We start from the raw sequence: 19,326 nt of genomic DNA on the forward strand, positions 1-19,326 counted from the left end.
AGTAGCTTTAACAAGCCTGAGTGAAATAATCTCGCAAAGACGCGAAGTCGCAAAGTTTTTTTTGCCACAGATTAAGAGAATTAAAAAGATTAAAAAATCTGTTTAAATCTGCCAAATCTGCGTGAAACAGAAAAACTTTGCGACTTCGCGTCTTTGCGAGAAATTCATTTTAAAACTTAGCATTGTAACTGAATACTGAATACTAAAAACTGAACACTGATTACTTTTTTAGTATATTTGCGACCTAATTAAAATCAAGAACGAGAGATTGATTCGTTCGCAGCGACTATGTACGAAAAAACGTTTCCGAATAAAAGATTCAAGCTTACTTTAGAATTTTTACAAAAACACGTTAGCACATCTGAAACCATTTTTGATTTTGGTGTACCAAATCCGTTTTCTAAAATAATGGAAGAAAACGGCTATACCGTAAAAAACACAAAAGGTGAAGATTTAGACAACGATCAGACCGCTTTACAAACTGAAGATTATACTGTTTTTACAGCATTTGAAATTTTCGAACATTTGCTAAATCCATATACCATTTTACAAAACGTAAAATGTGACAAACTCTTAATTTCAATTCCGTTGCGTTTATGGTTTTCACCAGCATATCGTTCTAAAACAGATATGTGGGACAGACATTACCACGAATTTGAAGACTGGCAATTAGACTGGCTTTTAGAAAAAACGGGTTGGAAAATCACAGACCGTTTACAATTCACACATCCTGTAAAAAAGTTTGGACTTAGACCCTTATTAAGATATTTTACACCAAGATATTATCTTGTAGTGGCAGAGAAAATTCATAATTAATATCGCAGATTAACGATTTTAAATCTTTGATTTTTAGATGACTTTCATAAAATCTAAAATCTAAAATCTCATCCCGAGGCTTCGGGACTAAAATTCTTAAAATGAAATATTACATCGTCATTCCTGCGCATAACGAGCAAGACTTAATTGGCTTGACTTTACAATCTTTGATTACTCAGACCGTTTTGCCTTCAAAAATTGTTGTAGTAAACGACAATTCGACTGATAAAACGGAAGAAGTTGTATTAAGTTTTGCAAAAGAAAATCCATACATTTCTGTTGTAAACAAAACTTCGGATGCGATTCATTTACCGGGAAGCAAAGTGATTCAGGCATTTCAGAAAGGTTTTGAAACACTGGATTCAAACTACGATATTATCGTAAAAATAGATGGTGATTTAATTTTTCCTTCAAATTATTTCGAAACCATAATCAAGCATTTCGAATCGGATTCACGAATTGGAATGGCTGGCGGATTCTGTTATATCGAAAAAAATGGAGATTGGGTTCTAGAAAATCTAACCGATAAAGATCACATTCGCGGCGCTTTAAAAGCATATAGAAAAGAAACCTATCAGCAAATTGGCGGTTTAAAACCTGCAATGGGCTGGGATACTGTTGATGAATTGCTTTGTAAATTTTATGATTGGAAAATTGTGACCGACGAATCTTTACATGTAAAACATTTAAAACCAACTGGTGCAAATTACAATAAAACAGCTCGTTACAAACAAGGCGAAGCTTTTTACACTTTAGGATACGGTTTCTGGATTACTTCAATTGCATCGGCAAAATTGGCGATGATGAAGAAAAAACCTTTTCTGTTTTTAGATTACATTAAAGGATTTCTAAAAGCAAAAAAAGCAAAAACTCCTTTAATAGTAACCTCTGAACAAGCTAAATTTATTAGAAATTACCGTTTGCAAAAAATGAAAGAAAAGCTTTTCTAGTTTTTAAAACTTAAAAAACTGCAAACTGAAACGGTAAACTGTAAACTAATCCTTAATTTAGCAAATATTTCAAAACCTATGATGTTAATTCGCTACTTATCTCAAATTGGGAGATATTTTTTAATGCTTAAAGAAATTTTCAACAAACAGACCAAATGGCCTGTAATGAAAAATTTGATCTTCAAAGAAATCGACGATTTGATAATCGACTCTCTGGGCATTGTTTGCTTTATCTCTTTCTTTATTGGTGGAGTTGTTGCAATTCAAACAGCATTAAACTTAACTAATCCTTTAATTCCAAAATATTTAATTGGTTTTGCAACACGTCAATCTGTGATTTTAGAGTTTGCTCCTACTTTTATTTCGGTAATTATGGCAGGAAAAATGGGGTCTTATATTACTTCTAGTATTGGAACAATGCGCGTAACAGAACAAATTGATGCTTTAGAAGTTATGGGTGTTAACTCATTAAACTATCTTGTTTTCCCAAAAATTATTGCCTTATTAATGTATCCTTTCGTAATTGGAATCAGTATGTTCTTGGGTATTTTTGGAGGATGGCTTGCTTGTGCTTATGGAGGATTTTCTACTAGCCAAGATTTTATTCAAGGTGCTCAAATGGAATTTATTCCTTTTCATATTACTTATGCGTTTATTAAAACTTTAATTTTTGCTATGTTATTGGCAACAATTCCTTCTTTTCATGGTTATTACATGAAAGGTGGTGCATTAGAAGTAGGTAAGGCAAGTACAGTTTCGTTTGTATGGACATCTGTCACAATTATTCTTTTTAATTACATATTAACTCAATTATTATTAGGATAATGATAGAAGTAAAAAATATAGAAAAATCATTTGGAGACAGCAAGGTTTTAAAAGGAGTTTCGACTGTTTTTGAAACTGGAAAAACCAACTTGATTATAGGACAAAGTGGATCTGGAAAAACGGTTTTATTAAAAACACTTTTAGGAATTCACACACCAGATTCAGGAACAATCGAATTTGACGGCAGAGTTTATTCGGAATTGACCCCAGATGAAAAACGCGAATTAAGAACTGAAATCGGGATGGTTTTTCAGGGAAGTGCCTTATTTGACTCAATGACAGTTGAAGAAAATGTAGCTTTCCCATTAAAAATGTTTACCAACACCAATAAAGCAAAAATCAAAGAACGCGTTGATTTTGTATTAGAAAGAGTAAATCTGGTTGACGCACACAAAAAATTGCCTTCAGAAATTTCAGGAGGTATGCAGAAACGTGTAGCTATCGCCCGCGCCATTGTAAATAATCCGAAGTATTTATTTTGCGATGAGCCAAACTCTGGTTTGGATCCAAATACCTCAACATTGATTGATAATTTGATTCAGGAAATTACAAAAGAGTACAATATTACAACCGTAATCAATACGCACGATATGAACTCGGTAATGGAAATTGGAGAAAATATTGTTTTCTTAAAAAAAGGATTGAAAGCGTGGCAAGGAACAAAAGAGGAAATCTTTAGAACAGACAATAAAGACATTGTGAAATTTGTTTACTCTTCAAATCTATTTAAAAAAGTAAGAGAAGCATATTTGAAAGGCTAGTTTTATAAAATTCCAATATTTTAAATTACAAATTCCAATTATTGGGAACTTAAATATTTAAAATCCCAAATTCCAATCTTTACTAAAATTGGAATTTGGGATTTTTTTATTTCGAAATATTTAAACCTTTAATCTATCAGCTCAACTTCTGCGTTTGGATTAAAAAGATACGTTTTGCCGGAGCTTATTTCGATACATTCAAATCGTTTTGTGCGAACAGCAATTTTCTTAAATACTTTACCGTTTTTAATTCGGAAAACACTTCCATACGGAATTTCGAAAACATAGTTTTTATCACTACTTGCATCATATTGTTTTAATGCCAAGGACAAAGTGGTATCTGTATCACTACTTGCCGAAGGATTTTTAAAATGTCTTGCCAATAACGGCAACAACTGCCCTGGAAATATCTCCGGACGAATAAATGGAACCATCATTCTTTGAAAGGTATATTTCCATTCATTTCCGTGTGGTTTTATATTTCGCCCAAATTTTTCGAATGCCACCAAATGCGAAATTTCATGAATCAGCGTAATCAAAAATCGATATTTATTTAAGCTGGCATTAACCGTGATTTCATGTTTTCCACTTGGTCCACGTCTGTAATCGCCATGACGTGTCTGGCGCTCATTGACGATTTTAAGATGAACCTGATTGGAAACAATCAAATCAAAAACAGGCTTTACAGCCTGCTCGGGAATATATTTTGCTAAAGTTTCGCTCAATTTAAAGTTAAATGTTATTTGTTAGAGGTTAGAAGTTTTAAATTTGGAATTTGGGTTTTTAATTTTGGAATTTAATCTACGGATTTGTTGAGGAAACCTCCAATACTTTTCCATTAAAATATTTATTTCCATTTAGCGTAAAATCATAAATATAAGTTGCCATTCCTTCTGCTGAAATTGGTGCTTGATATCCTGGGAAAGCTTCATTCAGCATTTCTGTCTGAACTGAACCTAACGCAAGAACATTAAATGAAATGCCTTTTTCTTTATATTCTTCTGCCAATAATTCTGTCAAAGTAATCACAGCACCTTTACTTGAACTATAAGCTGCTAAACCAGCAAATTTCAAGCTTCCGCGAACACCGCCTATTGAACTGATCGTCACTACATGACTTCCTTTTTGCAAATACGGAAGACAAATTCGGGTAAGGTTTGCAACGGCAAAAACATTCACTTTATAAATATTTTCAAAATCAGCTTGCGTTGTCTCTGCAAAAGGCTTCCAAATCAAAGCCCCAGCATTATGAACAACTGCGTCAACTTTTTTCCATGTTGAAGAAAGAAAATTTTCTACTTCTGCCAAAGCAGCTTCATCGGCTAAATCAATTGACAAGCAAGTAATGTTCTTATTTTCTAAAAGTGCTTTTGGAATTTTTCTTGAAATCGCTAAAACCTGATTTCCAGCATTTGCAAACTGCAATGCCAATTCATAACCAATTCCTCTTGAAGTTCCGGTAACAATAATATTTTTCATGTAGCAAAAATAAGCAAATCCAATAAAAAGGAATGTTATTAATTCATAGTTATTTCTTCCGTAGGCGTAGAAGCAATTTTAGTCACAGCCGGTAACAATTCCTGAATAAACGAAGTCATATGCGGAATATTCATCACTTTAAATTCATCTGAAACATGATGATAATATTCAAAGTTTTCGAAATCAAAAGTACTTATCGACTGGCAAGGTTTGTCAAAAGCTTCGAAAAAAGAATAATTATCAGATCTGTAAAACAATTTATATTCGGCTTCTTTTGGCAAAAAACCAATCGTATTTTTTCCTGTATATTCATTGATTTTCTGCGCCATATTCGATTTATCAAAACCAGTAACATAAGCTAAATAATCCCGTTTCATTGGCACGCCAATCATTTCGATATTCAGCTGTACATATAAATTGAAATCTCTCTTTTTTAATTTTTCTACTAAGCTTTGAGAACCTAGCAAACCTTTTTCTTCGCCGGCAAAAAACACAACAAGAATACTGCGTTTGTTCGACTTTGCTTTTGCAAAATATTTAGCCATCTGTGCGACTGCCGTTACGCCCGAAGCATCGTCATTGGCACCATTATTAATTTTGTCGGCTTGCTGTATTTTCTCCAGACCAATATGATCATAATGCGCACTTAAAACCACAAACTCTTTCTTAAGAATTGGATCAGTTCCTTCAATAACGCCAACTATATTATAAGCCGGTGATTTGAAGTTTGTCAACGTATCGCGATAAGTTGTAAAATAAGGTTTGACTTTATTCGTCTTTAAAAAATCCTCTAAAAAAACAGCTGCTTTTTCGATTCCTTTAGTTCCGGTTTCACGACCTTCTAATTCATCTGAAGAAAGGTATTTTAAAAAGTCAGAAACTTCAGTCTGCGAAACTTTATAATTCACATCACTTACACTAGAAGTATTTGATTTACATCCGAATAAAACTAAAAAAAGAAGAAAGCATAGTTTTTTCATAAGTTTATGGTTTAAGATTTAGGTTACGGAAAAGTAATAAAAAAACCCTTTCGAAGCTGCAAAAGCTGAAAGGGTTTAATTTTTATTTGAATTGAAAATCTAATTTATCCTGCGATAACTGATCTTGAAATTACAATTTTCTGAATCTCAGATGTGCCTTCGTAAATCTGAGTGATTTTTGCATCACGCATCATACGCTCCACATGATATTCTTTTACGTAGCCATTTCCTCCGTGAATCTGAACCGCTTCAACAGAAGTATCCATTGCTACTTGCGAAGCAAATAATTTTGCCATAGCACCGCTCACGTCATAATTTTTACCTTGATCTTTATCCCAAGCTGCTTTCATACATAAATGACGCGCTGCCTCAATATTTACAGCCATATCGGCTAATTTGAAAGCAATTGCTTGATGGTTGCAGATTTCAGTTCCGAAAGCTTTACGCTCTTTAGAATATTTAAGTGCCAATTCATAAGCTCCAGAAGCAATTCCTAACGCTTGAGAAGCAATACCAATTCTTCCTCCAGCCAAAGTCTTCATCGCAAATTTGAATCCGAAACCATCTTCACCAATTCTATTTTCTTTTGGAACTTTTACATCACTAAACATTAAAGAGTGTGTATCAGAACCGCGGATTCCCATTTTTTGCTCTTTTGGACCAATAGAAAAACCAGGCATATCTTTGGTCATAATCAAAGCATTGATTCCTTTGTGTTTTTTCTCAGGATGCGTTTGAGCAATTACCAAATATACTGACGCTGTATTTCCGTTAGTAATCCAGTTTTTAGTTCCGTTTACCAAATAGTGATCGCCCATGTCAACAGCTGTTGTTTTTTGAGACGTTGCATCACTTCCTGCTTCTGGTTCGCTTAAGCAAAAAGCGCCGTGAATTTCACCTGAAGCTAAACCTGGCAAATATTTTTGCTTTTGTTCTTCAGTTCCAAATTCCTGCAATCCCCAGCAAACTAATGAATTATTTACAGACATAACCACAGAAGCTGATGCATCAACTTTAGAAATCTCTTCCATAGCAATAACGTAAGAAATGGCATCAAGTCCGCTTCCTCCGTATTTTGGATCAACCATCATTCCCATGAAACCTAATTGTCCCATTTTCTTAACTTGTTCTGTCGGAAAAATTTGTTTTTCGTCACGTTCAATAACACCAGGCAACAATTCATTTTGAGCAAAATCTCTAGCAGCCTGCTGAATCATTAAGTGCTCTTCGGTAAGATTAAAATCCATAGTTTTTGTATCGTTTATTATTTTTTGAACCAAAACCGAAAAAACTTTCGCTGATGGAACTATTCTTTTGTTTTTAAAATTGTTTTTGTGCTTAAAAAAGGCTTCCAAAGATAAATTTTAAAAGTCAAATTAACAATGCATGCATATAAAATTAATAGATCAGCAAGAATTACGATAACGTTTTCGTAATAATTCGCGAATTTCAAAAAACAAGCATCAATATTTCAATGATTTCTTTAAAATTTAAGAATATAATTGTGCATCAAAAAGGTGTTTTTTATAAACTATAAACAAATTCTTGACAAAAAACTGCGCAACCGGTTTTGCATCACGTAAATGTACGTAAAGCAAGTCTTACTAAATTGATAATGAAATAAATACCTATTAAAAAATTAGAATAATTTAATAAAAAACATGTATTTTTAGAGAGCAGAATTTATAAATTAAAAGTATTTTTGCCAAAAAACAAAAATTATCGATAGAAGTATGAAAAAGATTTTACTATTATTTGCGCTTGTGTTTACTGCGCAATTTTCGACTGTTTCGGCGCAAACTCAACTTGATGTAAACGGTGTTACAGTTCCAAGAAAAATTGAAATCCAAAACAAAACAATGCAGCTAAACGGTGCTGGCGGAAGATCAAAAATGTGGTTGGAAGTTTATGTGCAGGCACTCTATTTATCGCAATTAAGCCAAGACCCAAAATTCATTATCGACAGCGATACCGAAATGGCTGTGAGAATTGAAATCACATCGTCAATGGTTTCTTCAAACAAATTGACAAAAGCAATGAATACAGGTTTTGAAAAATCTGCAGGAAGTAATCTTGAGGCTTTGCGTCCAAGAATTGAGCAGTTCAAAACTTTATTAAGTGATCCAATAACAGAAAAAGACGTATTTATATTATTCTATAATCCGCTTGATCAAACTGTAAACGTTATTAAAAATGACGTTCCAAAAGGAAAAATCCCAGGATTTGATTTTAAACAAGCATTATTCGGAATCTGGCTTTCAGACAAACCAGTTGACGAAACTTTGAAAAAACATTTATTAGGAATATAATTCTGAATTTCTTAAAAAGATTCGAAATCCGAAAGCCGAAAACCTTGTAGTTTTCGGCTTTCTTTTTTTTCTTTCATTAAATTTGCCATAAAATACATTATTCGCATTATTCTATTTTATACTTTTACGCAAAATAAACATATCTCAACAAAATGAAAGATTTATTACAGCAATTTGAAAATAAGGAACCTGAAATTGTTTTTAACTGGAAAGATTCTGAAACTGAGGCTGAAGGATGGACAGTTATTAATTCGCTTCGTGGAGGAGCTGCAGGAGGCGGAACCAGAATGAGAAAAGGATTGGATATGAACGAAGTTTTATCTTTGGCGAAAACCATGGAAGTAAAATTTTCAGTTTCTGGACCAGCAATTGGAGGCGCTAAATCTGGAATTAATTTTGACCCGAATGACCCACGCAAAAAAGGAGTTTTACAGCGCTGGTATAAAGCCGTTTCACCTTTATTAAAAAGCTATTATGGAACTGGAGGAGATTTGAATGTTGATGAGATTCATGAAGTAATCCCGATGACGGAAGAATGTGGTGTTTGGCATCCGCAGGAAGGTGTTTTCAACGGACATTTCAAACCAACTGAAGCAGATAAAATCAATAGAATTGGGCAATTGCGCCAAGGTGTAATCAAAGTAATCGAGAACCCAAAATTCTCACCAGATGTAACTAGAAAATATACAGTTGCTGATATGATTACGGGTTATGGCGTTGCTGAGGCGGTTCGTCATTTTTATGCTACATACGGCGGAGAAATTAAAGGCAAAAAAGCGATTGTTCAAGGTTTCGGAAACGTAGGATCTGCAGCTGCTTTTTATTTAGCCGAAATGGGTGCAAAAGTTATCGGAATTATTGACCGTGACGGTGGATTGATTAAAGAAGAAGGTTTTTCTTTTGAAGAAATCAGAACGTTGTTTTTGAATAAAGACGGAAACAAATTAGTTGCAGACAATATGATTCCGTTTGAAGAAATTAATTCTAAAATCTGGACAATTGGAGCTGAAATTTTCACTCCTTGTGCAGCTTCAAGATTAGTGACTCAAGCACAAATCGACAATTTAATTGCAAACGGATTAGAAGTTATTTCTTGTGGTGCAAATGTTCCTTTTGCAGATAAAGAAATTTTCTTCGGATCGATTATGGAAGAAGTAGATCACAAAGTAAGTTTGATTCCGGATTTCATTTCAAACTGCGGAATGGCGAGAGTTTTTGCTTATTTCATGGAGAAAAAAGTTCAAATGACAGATGAGGCTATTTTTAATGATACTTCAGAAATTATAAAAAATGCGATTGTTAAGGCTCATGCTTTAAGTCCATCAAAAACAAATATTAGTGCAACTGCTTTTGAGATTGCATTGAAACAATTAGTGTAAATTTTTATATTTTATATTCTAAAACGAGTCAGATAATAATTTGGCTCGTTTTTTTGTTTAACGAAAACGTTTATAAAGTTTTCACGCATTTTATGTCATTTCGACGAAGGAGAAATCTTCGCAAGTAACTCCGTAACGAAAATTCAATCTTTGTCGAGCTTCTAGTGGAGATTTCTCCTTCGTCGAAATGACAAACAGTACGTTTTTAATCATTGCTAATAAAAACTTTTGCGCTCTTTGCGTAAACCTTTGCGTTCATTGCGGTTAAATTCTCTCTTTCATTCTAAACAATTTTTACTACTTTTAAACGTTTTTAAAATAATACATTTCAAAATTCAGAATTAAATGAGTTCCACAATTTCTTCGGACAAAAAGAAATCGTTACTATACACAACAGCGATATATGCGGCAATACTTGTATTGCTGTTTTTTATCCGTTTTTGGCCACCATACAATCCAGAAAACAATGTTGCACTTGCTGATGGCGGAGGCGGCGGAGGCGGTGTAACCGTGAATTTTGGAGACAGCGATTTAGGTTCTGGAGCGAATTACAAAAGCGAGGTTCTGGATGTAAAAAACAATGTAAAACAAGCTCCCGCAAAAGCAACTCCTCAAGAAGAAGCTATAATTTCGCAAGAAAACACAACTGCCGATAATGACGTTGTTATTCCGACAAAAGAAAAACCTAAGAAACCTGTTCCTGTTGAAAAACCGGTCCAAAAACCAGTCCCAGAAAAACCAAAAGTATCCAACTCAACAAATGATGCATTGGCAAGTATTATGAAAGGTTCGAATAAAGGTGGAGATGGCGACGATAAAGCGGCAGGAAACAAAGGAAAAGCTAACGGAAGTTTAGGTTCTAATGGTTATTATGGTTCAGGAGGTTCTGGTGGAGGAACCGGAGGTGGCAACGGAACCGGAAATGGAATTGGCACTGGAAGCGGTTATGGAGCTGGAAGTGGCGGAGGTTCTGGCGGAGGAACAGGGTATTCGTTAGGAAACAGAAAAGCATTATCGAAACCAGCACCAAAATACACTTGCAATGAAGAAGGAAAAGTAGTTGTAGAAGTTACTGTAGATCAAAACGGAAAAACAATTAGCGCAACTGCCGGAATAAAAGGAACTACAAATACAGCAAGCTGTTTGCTAGATCAAGCGAGAATTGCTGCCATGAATACTAAATGGTCAGCTGATGAAAATGCGATACCGAAACAAGTTGGAAAGATTATTTATAATTTCAGTTTGAATTAGAACACGGATTTCACGAATTTACACGAATTATATAAAAAAGGCTTTCTGATAATTATTAGAAAGCCTTTTTTTCGTCCAGTTTGTCATTTCGACCGAAGGGAGAAATCACACAAGAAACTCTGCAAAGCAAATCTCCAATCTGTGTCGATCAACTAGTGTGATTTCTCCCTTTGGTCGAAATGACAAGATTGCATTACTATTCTAGTGAGGTTGCTTCGTTCCTCGCAATGACTTAGATTACGACGTTTTGCGTGAGGGATAGGAGCAAGCTACCGAAGTAGCGCGGATAGCCCGACCGCAATAAAAAAATGGGCGTATCAACGTTATGCTGATTAGCCCATTTTTTTATTGTGGTCACGCCCTAATACTTATTTTTACTTCGGACTCGTAGCAATCACAAACTTCAAATTGTTCTTCACTCCTATCTGCAAAACATCAACTAAATCTTGAACTTGCAAGTTAAACGGAATTCTAACAACAACTGTCTGTTCTTTATTTGTTCCAATTTTAGACATTAAACTCGTTTCCAGATTTTCAAAATCGACTGGTTCTTTGTCAATGTAGAATTTTTTATCTTCCGTAACCGATAAACTGATTAATTGTTTATTCGTTTTTTCATTTGCTTTGGCTTTCGGCAACGTCATTTTAATCACATTAGGATTTGCCAGCGTTGAAATAATTAAGAAAAACAACAGCAGGAAAAACATAATATCACTTAATGATGAAGTCGCAACCTCAGCGTGAAATCTTCTTTTTCTTTTAATGGACATACCTTATGCTCTTTGAATTATATTGACAAATTCTAATATTTGCTTTTGAATTTTCAAGGCGAAATTATCAATTTTACCGTTTAATAAGTGGTAAGCAGAATATGCAATAATACCTACGATTAATCCAGAACCTGAACTGATCATTTTTTCGTATAAACCTCCAGAAATATTTCCGATACTGATATTTTCTGTAACCGAAATGCTGTAGAAAATTTTGATAACTCCAGAAATTGTTCCGATGAAACCAAGCGTTGGCGCGATACCGGCAATAAGACCAAGATGTCCTAAATGCTTTTCCATTTCACCAATTTCAATATCTGCGGCGCGATCCATATTAGATTCAATTTCGGCAATTGGTCTTCCAATTACTAAAACGCCTTCTTTCAAAATATTTCCTGCAGCAGTATTGCTTCTTTCAACAATTGTTCGTGCTAATTCAATATTTCCAGCATTCAATTTATCTCCTACATCCTGCATCAAACGACTGTCGATTTGCGACGCTTTACTGATGTACATGTAACGTTCAAAAATAACATATATAGTATAAAACAATAAAATAGCAATTGGAATAAGGAATACACCTCCTTTTAAGATAAAGTCTAAAACTGAGATTTCGTTATTTGGAGCAATTTTTTCGATCACTACGTTAGATGCTGCTTTTGCGATTGTATCTGTTTGTAATTGAATGAAGCTAAACATATTTTAATTCTGGTTTTTATGATTAATTCTAAAAATTATTTTGAAATTTGCACTAAAGATAATTTTCGCTGTAATATTAAACTACAAAAATCGAAATTTATTTCAATCAACCACTATTTTATCTGAATAAATGAACTATCAAGAGACCACAAATTGGATGTTTAATCAGCTTCCAATGTATCAGCTGCAGGGCGCTTCGGCATATAAAGAAGACTTAACCAACATAAAACTGCTGGTGGCACATCTTGATAATCCGCAGGATCATTTAAAATGCATTCATGTTGCCGGAACAAACGGAAAAGGCTCTACTTCACACATGCTTTCATCTGTTTTGCAGGAAGCTGGATATAAAGTCGGTTTATATACTTCGCCACATTTAAAAGATTTCAGAGAACGAATCAAAATCAACGGTCAAGAAATCTCTGAGGAATTTGTGATTGAATTTGTCGCAAAACACAAAGATTTTTTTGAGGCAAATGATATGAGTTTTTTCGAAATGTCGGTTGGATTGGCTTTTGATTATTTTGCAGCAGAAAAAGTTGATATTGCTGTTATTGAAGTTGGTCTTGGCGGAAGATTAGATGCGACAAATATTATCACACCTTTAGTTTCGGTAATTACAAATATTGGTTTAGACCATACTCAATTTTTAGGAAATACGCTGGAAGCTATTGCGGGCGAAAAAGCCGGAATTATTAAACCAAATGTTCCTGCTGTTATTGGTGAATATACAAATGAAACGCAACCTGTATTTTTAGAAAAAGCCGAAGCGAACAACGCGCCAATTTATTTTGCCTCTGATTTAATTTCAGAAGTTTTCCTTTCTGATTTAATTGGAGATTATCAATTTCATAATAAAAAAACTGTTCAGCAGACGATTTCAATTCTTAACAATGAAACCAATTTTAAAATTTCAACTGAACAATTGAAAGAAGGCTTATTACATGTTGTAAAAAACACCGGATTGCAAGGAAGATGGCAGCAATTGGGAGAAAACCCGAAAATAATTTGCGATACGGCACATAACAAACACGGTCTTGCTGTGGTTATGAAACAACTTCAAAATGAAACTTACGAGAATTTACATATTGTTTTAGGTGTTGTTAATGATAAAGACTTGGAATCTATATTGCCACTTTTTCCAAAAGAGGCACAATATTATTTCTGCAGTCCAAATTCTTCGAGAGGTTTGCCTGCCGAGACTTTAAAAAACGCGGCTGAAAAATTCAGTTTAAAAGGAGAAAAATACGATTCTGTTGAACTCGCTTTCGCGGAAGCAAAGAAAAATGCTTCAAAAAATGATTTTATTTACGCTGGCGGGAGTACTTTTGTGGTGGCCGAATTACCTTTGAACTAAAATATGCTTTTAATCTGCAAAAAAGTTCAAAAAAATCATTTTAATAACAAATTCATAAACAGCGAGATATAACTTATTTTGAAAAAAGTTTTATTTTTTATTCAAAATTCTTTGCAGAACTCGAAAACTAGCGTATATTTGCACTCGCAATCACAAACGATAGCAACCTAGTAAAATAGGGCGATTAGCTCAGCTGGTTCAGAGCACCTCGTTTACACCGAGGGGGTCGGGGGTTCGAACCCCTCATCGCCCACCAAGAAACTCCTTAAGAAATTAAGGAGTTTTTTTTATGCTTTTTTCTGAAACTAAGTTCTCACTTTAAATGAATGGATTTCAAATCCGCACCATCGAGTTTTATATAAGCTTTATTTCTACAATCAAAAAAGCAAAATCAAAACCCAAGAATTAATTAAAACAAAAATAGCTCAGTAAAATCAGAGCATTCCGATTTTTAATCGGAAAGTGGTCGGGATTAGAACCTTCCGATGAAAAATCGGAACAAGCTATCATCGCCCACCAAGAAACTCTTAAGAAATTAAGGAGTTTTTTTTGTTTTATATTTTTCCTCATTTATATCGGTTTCTAAACACAAAATAATTTCATTTCGACTGCAAGGATAAGATTGTGCAGATTTCTACGTTTTTACTTAAAAATCCAAATTTCTTGAAGCAAGGATTTTTCAAGCCTATATTTTTATTAATAAAATTCCAATGATAATCTATCTAGAATTGTTTCTATATTAGCACCAATTATAAAGTGAATTTTATCTCTTGATTATCGAGTTTTTTTATTTTAGAAAAGAAGCAAAATTCCAGATTATAAAAGTTCAAACCATTTTTAATACCCAATTAAAAAAATGAAAAAAAAGCTGACGACTCTTTTATTAGTACTTACCGCTATAAAAATGTTTGGGCAAGCGCCAGTCCCATCAAAAAATGACAAAACAAATGCTGTTTTGACCAGCAATGAAATGGTTACTCATAAAGCAATAAGTGCGGTTAAAAAAGTTCCTTTAGACACTGCATCACTTTTGATTTATGATTACGATGGTTCTCTTTTTTCATTTGATTTAGAATCAGAAACAATTGGCTGGACTGTAAAAGCCGCAAGCCCATTTACCGAAATGTGTGCGAATCTCGTGACATTGCAAGATGGTGTTGTATATGTTCCGTTTATTAATGGCGAAATTTTTGCAATTGACAACCAAACTGGCGAAGTTTTCTGGAAATCTAGAATTGGAAATGTTACGGATCAAATTGTATTGAAAGATCAAATGCCAATTGTCAGTAACGGAAAATTATATATTGCTGCTCAAAACGGCAACTTATATGCGCTTAATACAAAAGACGGCAGTCTAGCATGGAACTATAAACTGGACGCTACAAATAATGATATTCCGGTTCTCTTTTTTGACAACAAAGTGTTTACTCAAAGCGCAAACAATTTCTATAGTTTTGATGCAAATACAGGCAAGGTTTTAAACCAAAAAAGTTTTGAGCAACCGATGCACGGGAAATCTATAACAGATGGCGATAATGTTTTTATCGCAAATGAAAAAGACGAGGTTTTTGCTTTAAGTCCGAATAAATTGGATATTGTTTGGCAATTCAAATTAGCCGAAAATCAATTCAACATCAAAAATCGCATATTTTCCAAAGACAAAAAAGTGTATTTTGCGGCACAAGGCACAAATGTTTCTTCAATATACGCACTTGATTCAAAGACCGGAACACAGTTATGGAAAACCGATTTCAAGGATGATAATGTCGAATATATCACTGAAGATTCAGATAATATTTGGGGATATACTCGTAAAGGAAAACTTTTTCAGTTAGACATCACAAATGGCGAAATAGCTTTCGAAATAAAATTAACGACACAGCCCATTTCAAATATTGAATTTCCTGTTGATGATACCATTTTTTATTATTGCGATGCTGGTTTAATCAAATTCGATTTAAACACAAAAGACGAAGACATGTACTATATGCGAACTTCTCTAAAAGAAGATGTTTATAGTGCCTATTTAAAAATCATCAAATAATAAAAAAAGAAGCTGCCTTGAAATTTAAGGCAGCTTCTTTTTTATTTATTTCAAACATCTTCCTCTCGGCTCATCACCTTCATGAAGTACAATTTCAGAATGGAGGAACTGTGCGGCGTCGGCAGAATCTTTTACTTTGACAGCGCTTCGTTTGAGCATTTCGGCTTCAAATTCATTTAAAACACTTTCCCTGATTCCGACTTTTTTCCAATGTGACAGCGATTTGCATCCTCTTGCAATTCCGCGAGCTAAAGAAAGTGCGTCGAGCAAAGCCTGATTTGCGCCTTGTCCTTTAAAAGGGCTCATTGGGTGCGCAGCGTCACCAATTAAAGTAACTGCATTTCCTTTTTTCAATATTTCGGCATCCAGTAATTCTCGATCATAAACTGGATAACCCGAGACCTGAGCTTCTTCTGTAGCAGCCAAAATCTGTGGAATTGGGCTGTGCCATTGTGTTCTTCGGCATGCTTCTTCTTTCAAAGCTTTTGAACCTTGGGCACTTAACTCTTTTGCTTCAATTTCAGGCATTGGAAAACTAAGCTGCCACATTACAGAATCTGCTTTATATGGCATAATGTAAATTCGCTCATTGCCATTTGCAGTTTGGAATACGGTAGCCGAATCTAATAAAGAACTTTCAACATCTTCGATAGCACTCAACGGACAAATTCCTAATATTACAATACAATCCAAATAACGCAAAGGAGCTATTTCATCGCCAATAAGCAATCGGCGAACAGAACTTCGAATACCATCGGCACCTACAACAAGATCTGCTTTAGATTTCTTAATTTCACCATCTACATTAAAAGTCAGCTCAATTCCGTCCTTTTCTGAGGAATTAAAATCGGTTAATTGATGTCCCCATTGCACAGCATCGCTTCCGCCGAGTTGCTGCAAAAGTTCCAAACGCAGAGATTGTCTTGCAATATGAATGTTAGAACGTTTTTGAGATTTTTTTTCTTCAGATTGAATCCATTTTCTGTTTCCCCACTCGCCTATCACTTTTCCTTCTGTAGTATGAACCAAATGTCGGGATGAAATTACTCCGTCTTCTAACTTCAAAATCCCTAATCCCGCCATAGCTTTGCTGGCTTGCTGTAAAGTAAGTCCGTAACCTTGTGATCTTGCATCAAAATTACTGTCACGCTCATAAATCGTAAACGGAATTTGACGATGCAAACAAGCTACGGCCAAAGCTGTCCCTCCTATTCCACCGCCAATAATGGCAACATGAGAATAATTTTCTTTATTTTCTTTTGGAGAATTTTCAGTATGAATCAAGCCAGATCCGTTGCAATTTAAGCACAATTTCAAGTGCGCCTTCGGAGCAACTGGCGGTTTCCCTTCGCTTTTGTTGTTTTCAAATTGTTCTAACTCCATTTGATAACGAAGCTTCACTTTTTTACTGATGCGCTGACTTTTTTTCCCGCGTCCTTGACATTCTTCACAAATTGTCCAGCTTGTCTTTTCCTTTTCCACTTTTATTTCGTCTTTATTTTCAGCATTTTGCACTTTGCAGCAGTTCTGCAAAATTAAAACAAAAGATCAGCGGAACAAAACGCCTTTTTGAATTTAAAAAAGTCATTTTTTATAACAAAATTTTAAAATTTAATTGGTAAAGAGCGTAACATTATTTCAGTAACTTAGATTATTAACTATTTAACTAAAACTAAAGCTTATGAAAACGAGAATGATATGGGCAAATTTGGTTTCACACGATTTGCAGAAAACAATTAAATTTTACTCGGATCTGGGATTCAAGCAAAATGGCAAAGAGACAGAAGAATTAGTAAGTTTTTCATTTGGAGAAAATAATTTTGTGATCAATTTTTTCATTCCAAAAAGATTTGATAATGCTTTAAGAGGCAAATCGACCGATACTAAAACTGAAAATGAAATCATTTTTTCGGTTTCTGCCGATAGCAGAGAAAATGTTGACGAATGGTATGAAATCGTAAAAAAAGCAGGCGCGACAATTTTTTCTGAACCCGAAAATTTTCAGCAAGGCTATACTTTTGGTTTTTCAGATCCTGATGGCCATAAATTCAATTTCTTATATTGGCCTGGAATGTAAACTCAGTCTGAAATTGAAAATAATAAACCAAAAACTCCTTAATCTCTTAAGGAGTTTTTGGTTTATTATTAAAAGAAAAATTTTTCGAATTTTTATAATCCTCTGCTTTTTCTCTCTTTTTTCAAAGCTTTTAAATTATTGGCATTGACCATTACAATTATTCCAAGCATCATTGGAGTAATGGTCAAAGCATTAAATTGTTTTTTTTCTATAATCAGCCATATTCCTGCCGCAAGCAAAATAACAGCGAAAAAAATCAATAGGTACATTATTGTTTTTAAGATGGTTTCATTTTTAAGCAATTCTTCATTGCTCATTTCTTCTGGTTTTTTGGCAGCCATAATTTGTTGTTTAATACACTAAAATTATTTTTTTATTGATAAACAAATAACGTCCAAACTAAAAATTTCTACAATAGGTCAAAAATTTGTGACTACTTAAAACCAAAATTTATTCGGCAAATCTCATGAACGAAAAGTCGGGAGCACGCATCACGAGCTCATTATTTCTAGTTTCTTTTTGCGCTTCTTTAGCATAAACAAACATTTCTTGTTCATAAGCCTCAATTGCAGTTTCGATGCTTTCAAATTTTCCATTCAAAAGATTTTCGGCTAAAATCATCGCATCGACCAGACCAATATTTGCTCCTTGTCCCGCAAACGGAGGCATTAAGTGCGCGGCATCTCCAATAAGTGTTATCGGCAACGGGCGATTATTTTTCCATTCATTTTCTAATGAAATTTTGCGTGTTGGCAATCCAACAAAAAAAGAGGTTGCACGAAATAATTCTTTATAAGATTCTGCCCAATCAGAAGATCTATTTACAAGAAAGGAACAGATACTTTCGGTGTTTGTAAAATCCAATTCATTTCCAGAAACCCAGTCAGAAGGTGTTTCAAAAATGACGTTATAACTTAATGATGCCGCATTCTTCGGATTTGCAACTAATAAATTCCCATTATACGAAGTCATCAAAATATTGTCATCGCACAAATTCAGAAAATCTTTGCAATTGATTTCGGCTTGAGAAACTTCGCCCTGAATCATAAAAGTTCCGGTTTCTTCAACTTCGGCATCGGTAATATATTTTCTAATTGCCGACATACCGCCGTTGGCTCCAATCACAAAATCTGCTGTTTCGGTTTTATTATTTTCGAAGTGCAAAATCCATTTTTCGCCTTTAATTTCGAGTGCATTTACTTTGCTATTCCAGACAACAGTTTCATTTTTCAGATTATTCAGAAGCAAATTTCTTAAATCATTTCTATTGATTTCTGGATTATCATGCGCTTCTTCCGGAGTTGTTTTATGCGTAAATAAAATCGTGCCGTTTTGATCTGCAACAGTTCTTCCCATTGGAATTGCCAATTCAAAATATTTCTCCAGCAATCCTGCTTTTTTCATTGTTTCCTGACCAGAATCTTTGTGTAAATCAAGCGTTCCGCCCCAAATTCTGGTTTGTGCATCTTTATCTCTTTCATAAACGGTTACGTCAATTCCTTTTTGTTGCAGCAAAATTGCCATTGTCAAACCAACGGGGCCGGCGCCAATAATGGCTATTTTTTTATTGTGTAGTAACATGATTTGTATGTATTAATTACGATACAAAATTGCGAAGAAGATTTTAGC

At 34.3% G+C, this 19,326-nt stretch carries 19 protein-coding genes and 1 tRNA gene; 11 read left to right on the forward strand and 9 right to left on the reverse strand.

Annotation, left to right across the window (positions count from 1 at the left end; genetic code table 11):
• Positions 1-288 precede the first annotated feature (288 nt).
• From FND99_RS11415 to FND99_RS11430, 4 genes are all read left to right on the forward strand, one after another.
• Positions 289-816 (forward strand): methyltransferase, encoded by a 528-nt coding sequence (locus FND99_RS11415; protein WP_144338096.1) that lies wholly within the window; start codon positions 289-291, stop codon positions 814-816.
• A gap of 101 nt (positions 817-917) precedes the next feature.
• Complete coding sequence (locus FND99_RS11420; protein WP_144338097.1) at positions 918-1,766, forward strand: glycosyltransferase; 849 nt, start codon at positions 918-920, stop codon at positions 1,764-1,766.
• A 78-nt stretch (positions 1,767-1,844) separates the two neighbouring features.
• Complete coding sequence (locus tag FND99_RS11425) at positions 1,845-2,591, forward strand: MlaE family ABC transporter permease (RefSeq protein ID WP_144338098.1); 747 nt, start codon at positions 1,845-1,847, stop codon at positions 2,589-2,591.
• On the forward strand, positions 2,591-3,352 hold the full coding sequence (locus FND99_RS11430; protein ID WP_144338099.1) for an ABC transporter ATP-binding protein: 762 nt from the start codon (positions 2,591-2,593) through the stop codon (positions 3,350-3,352). The genes FND99_RS11425 and FND99_RS11430 overlap by 1 nt, the downstream gene beginning before the upstream one ends.
• 128 nt (positions 3,353-3,480) lie before the next feature.
• On the opposite strand, the gene FND99_RS11435 is transcribed toward FND99_RS11430, so the two are convergent.
• From FND99_RS11435 to FND99_RS11450, 4 genes are all read right to left on the reverse strand, one after another.
• Positions 3,481-4,077 (reverse strand): SprT-like domain-containing protein, encoded by a 597-nt coding sequence (locus FND99_RS11435; RefSeq protein WP_144338100.1) that lies wholly within the window; start codon positions 4,075-4,077, stop codon positions 3,481-3,483.
• Positions 4,078-4,153: 76 nt separating this feature from the next.
• The gene (locus tag FND99_RS11440; protein ID WP_144338101.1) at positions 4,154-4,831 is read right to left on the reverse strand and encodes an SDR family NAD(P)-dependent oxidoreductase; all 678 of its coding nucleotides are present in this window, start codon (positions 4,829-4,831) and stop codon (positions 4,154-4,156) included.
• Positions 4,832-4,869: 38 nt separating this feature from the next.
• Positions 4,870-5,811: a M20/M25/M40 family metallo-hydrolase gene (locus FND99_RS11445; RefSeq protein ID WP_144338102.1), complete on the reverse strand. Its 942-nt coding sequence runs from the start codon at positions 5,809-5,811 to the stop codon at positions 4,870-4,872.
• Positions 5,812-5,915: 104 nt separating this feature from the next.
• Positions 5,916-7,058 (reverse strand): acyl-CoA dehydrogenase, encoded by a 1,143-nt coding sequence (locus tag FND99_RS11450; protein WP_144338103.1) that lies wholly within the window; start codon positions 7,056-7,058, stop codon positions 5,916-5,918.
• A gap of 486 nt (positions 7,059-7,544) precedes the next feature.
• Between FND99_RS11450 and FND99_RS11455 the strand changes: the two genes are divergently transcribed.
• The 3 genes from FND99_RS11455 to FND99_RS11465 all read left to right on the forward strand — a co-directional run bounded on the left by FND99_RS11455 (position 7,545) and on the right by FND99_RS11465 (position 10,750).
• The gene (locus FND99_RS11455; protein WP_144338104.1) at positions 7,545-8,120 is read left to right on the forward strand and encodes a chalcone isomerase family protein; all 576 of its coding nucleotides are present in this window, start codon (positions 7,545-7,547) and stop codon (positions 8,118-8,120) included.
• Between the two features lie 152 nt (positions 8,121-8,272).
• A complete protein-coding gene (locus FND99_RS11460; protein ID WP_144338105.1) occupies positions 8,273-9,499 on the forward strand; it encodes a Glu/Leu/Phe/Val dehydrogenase dimerization domain-containing protein in 1,227 nt (408 codons plus the stop codon).
• A gap of 345 nt (positions 9,500-9,844) precedes the next feature.
• On the forward strand, positions 9,845-10,750 hold the full coding sequence (locus tag FND99_RS11465) for an energy transducer TonB (protein ID WP_144338106.1): 906 nt from the start codon (positions 9,845-9,847) through the stop codon (positions 10,748-10,750).
• A gap of 374 nt (positions 10,751-11,124) precedes the next feature.
• Here FND99_RS11465 and FND99_RS11470 read toward each other — a convergent pair whose 3' ends face one another.
• Together FND99_RS11470 and FND99_RS11475 are read right to left on the reverse strand one after the other, a co-directional pair.
• Positions 11,125-11,520: an ExbD/TolR family protein gene (locus FND99_RS11470; RefSeq protein WP_115889911.1), complete on the reverse strand. Its 396-nt coding sequence runs from the start codon at positions 11,518-11,520 to the stop codon at positions 11,125-11,127.
• A gap of 3 nt (positions 11,521-11,523) precedes the next feature.
• The gene (locus tag FND99_RS11475) at positions 11,524-12,219 is read right to left on the reverse strand and encodes a MotA/TolQ/ExbB proton channel family protein (protein ID WP_144338107.1); all 696 of its coding nucleotides are present in this window, start codon (positions 12,217-12,219) and stop codon (positions 11,524-11,526) included.
• 130 nt (positions 12,220-12,349) lie between these two features.
• Between FND99_RS11475 and FND99_RS11480 the strand changes: the two genes are divergently transcribed.
• From FND99_RS11480 to FND99_RS11490, 3 genes are all read left to right on the forward strand, one after another.
• Entirely contained in the window at positions 12,350-13,576 is a 1,227-nt protein-coding gene (locus FND99_RS11480; protein ID WP_144338108.1) for a bifunctional folylpolyglutamate synthase/dihydrofolate synthase, read from the forward strand.
• A 178-nt stretch (positions 13,577-13,754) separates the two neighbouring features.
• A tRNA-Val gene (locus tag FND99_RS11485) sits at positions 13,755-13,832 on the forward strand.
• 600 nt (positions 13,833-14,432) lie between these two features.
• The gene (locus tag FND99_RS11490; protein ID WP_144338109.1) at positions 14,433-15,620 is read left to right on the forward strand and encodes a PQQ-binding-like beta-propeller repeat protein; all 1,188 of its coding nucleotides are present in this window, start codon (positions 14,433-14,435) and stop codon (positions 15,618-15,620) included.
• Positions 15,621-15,665: 45 nt separating this feature from the next.
• Here the strand turns inward: FND99_RS11490 and FND99_RS11495 are convergent, their stop codons facing one another.
• On the reverse strand, positions 15,666-17,102 hold the full coding sequence (locus FND99_RS11495; RefSeq protein WP_144338128.1) for an FAD-dependent oxidoreductase: 1,437 nt from the start codon (positions 17,100-17,102) through the stop codon (positions 15,666-15,668).
• Between the two features lie 199 nt (positions 17,103-17,301).
• Between FND99_RS11495 and FND99_RS11500 the strand changes: the two genes are divergently transcribed.
• A complete protein-coding gene (locus FND99_RS11500) occupies positions 17,302-17,697 on the forward strand; it encodes a VOC family protein (RefSeq protein ID WP_144338110.1) in 396 nt (131 codons plus the stop codon).
• Between the two features lie 92 nt (positions 17,698-17,789).
• Here the strand turns inward: FND99_RS11500 and FND99_RS11505 are convergent, their stop codons facing one another.
• Positions 17,790-18,038, reverse strand: coding sequence for a hypothetical protein (locus FND99_RS11505; protein ID WP_144338111.1), 249 nt, complete (start codon positions 18,036-18,038; stop codon positions 17,790-17,792).
• Positions 18,039-18,147: 109 nt separating this feature from the next.
• Positions 18,148-19,278 carry an FAD-dependent oxidoreductase gene (locus tag FND99_RS11510; protein ID WP_144338112.1) on the reverse strand — a complete coding sequence of 377 codons (1,131 nt, stop codon included), beginning with the start codon at positions 19,276-19,278 and terminating at the stop codon, positions 18,148-18,150.
• Between the last annotated feature and the right edge of the window lie 48 nt (positions 19,279-19,326).

Source organism: Flavobacterium daemonense, assembly GCF_007341385.1.
In the GTDB taxonomy this organism is placed as follows: domain Bacteria; phylum Bacteroidota; class Bacteroidia; order Flavobacteriales; family Flavobacteriaceae; genus Flavobacterium; species Flavobacterium daemonense.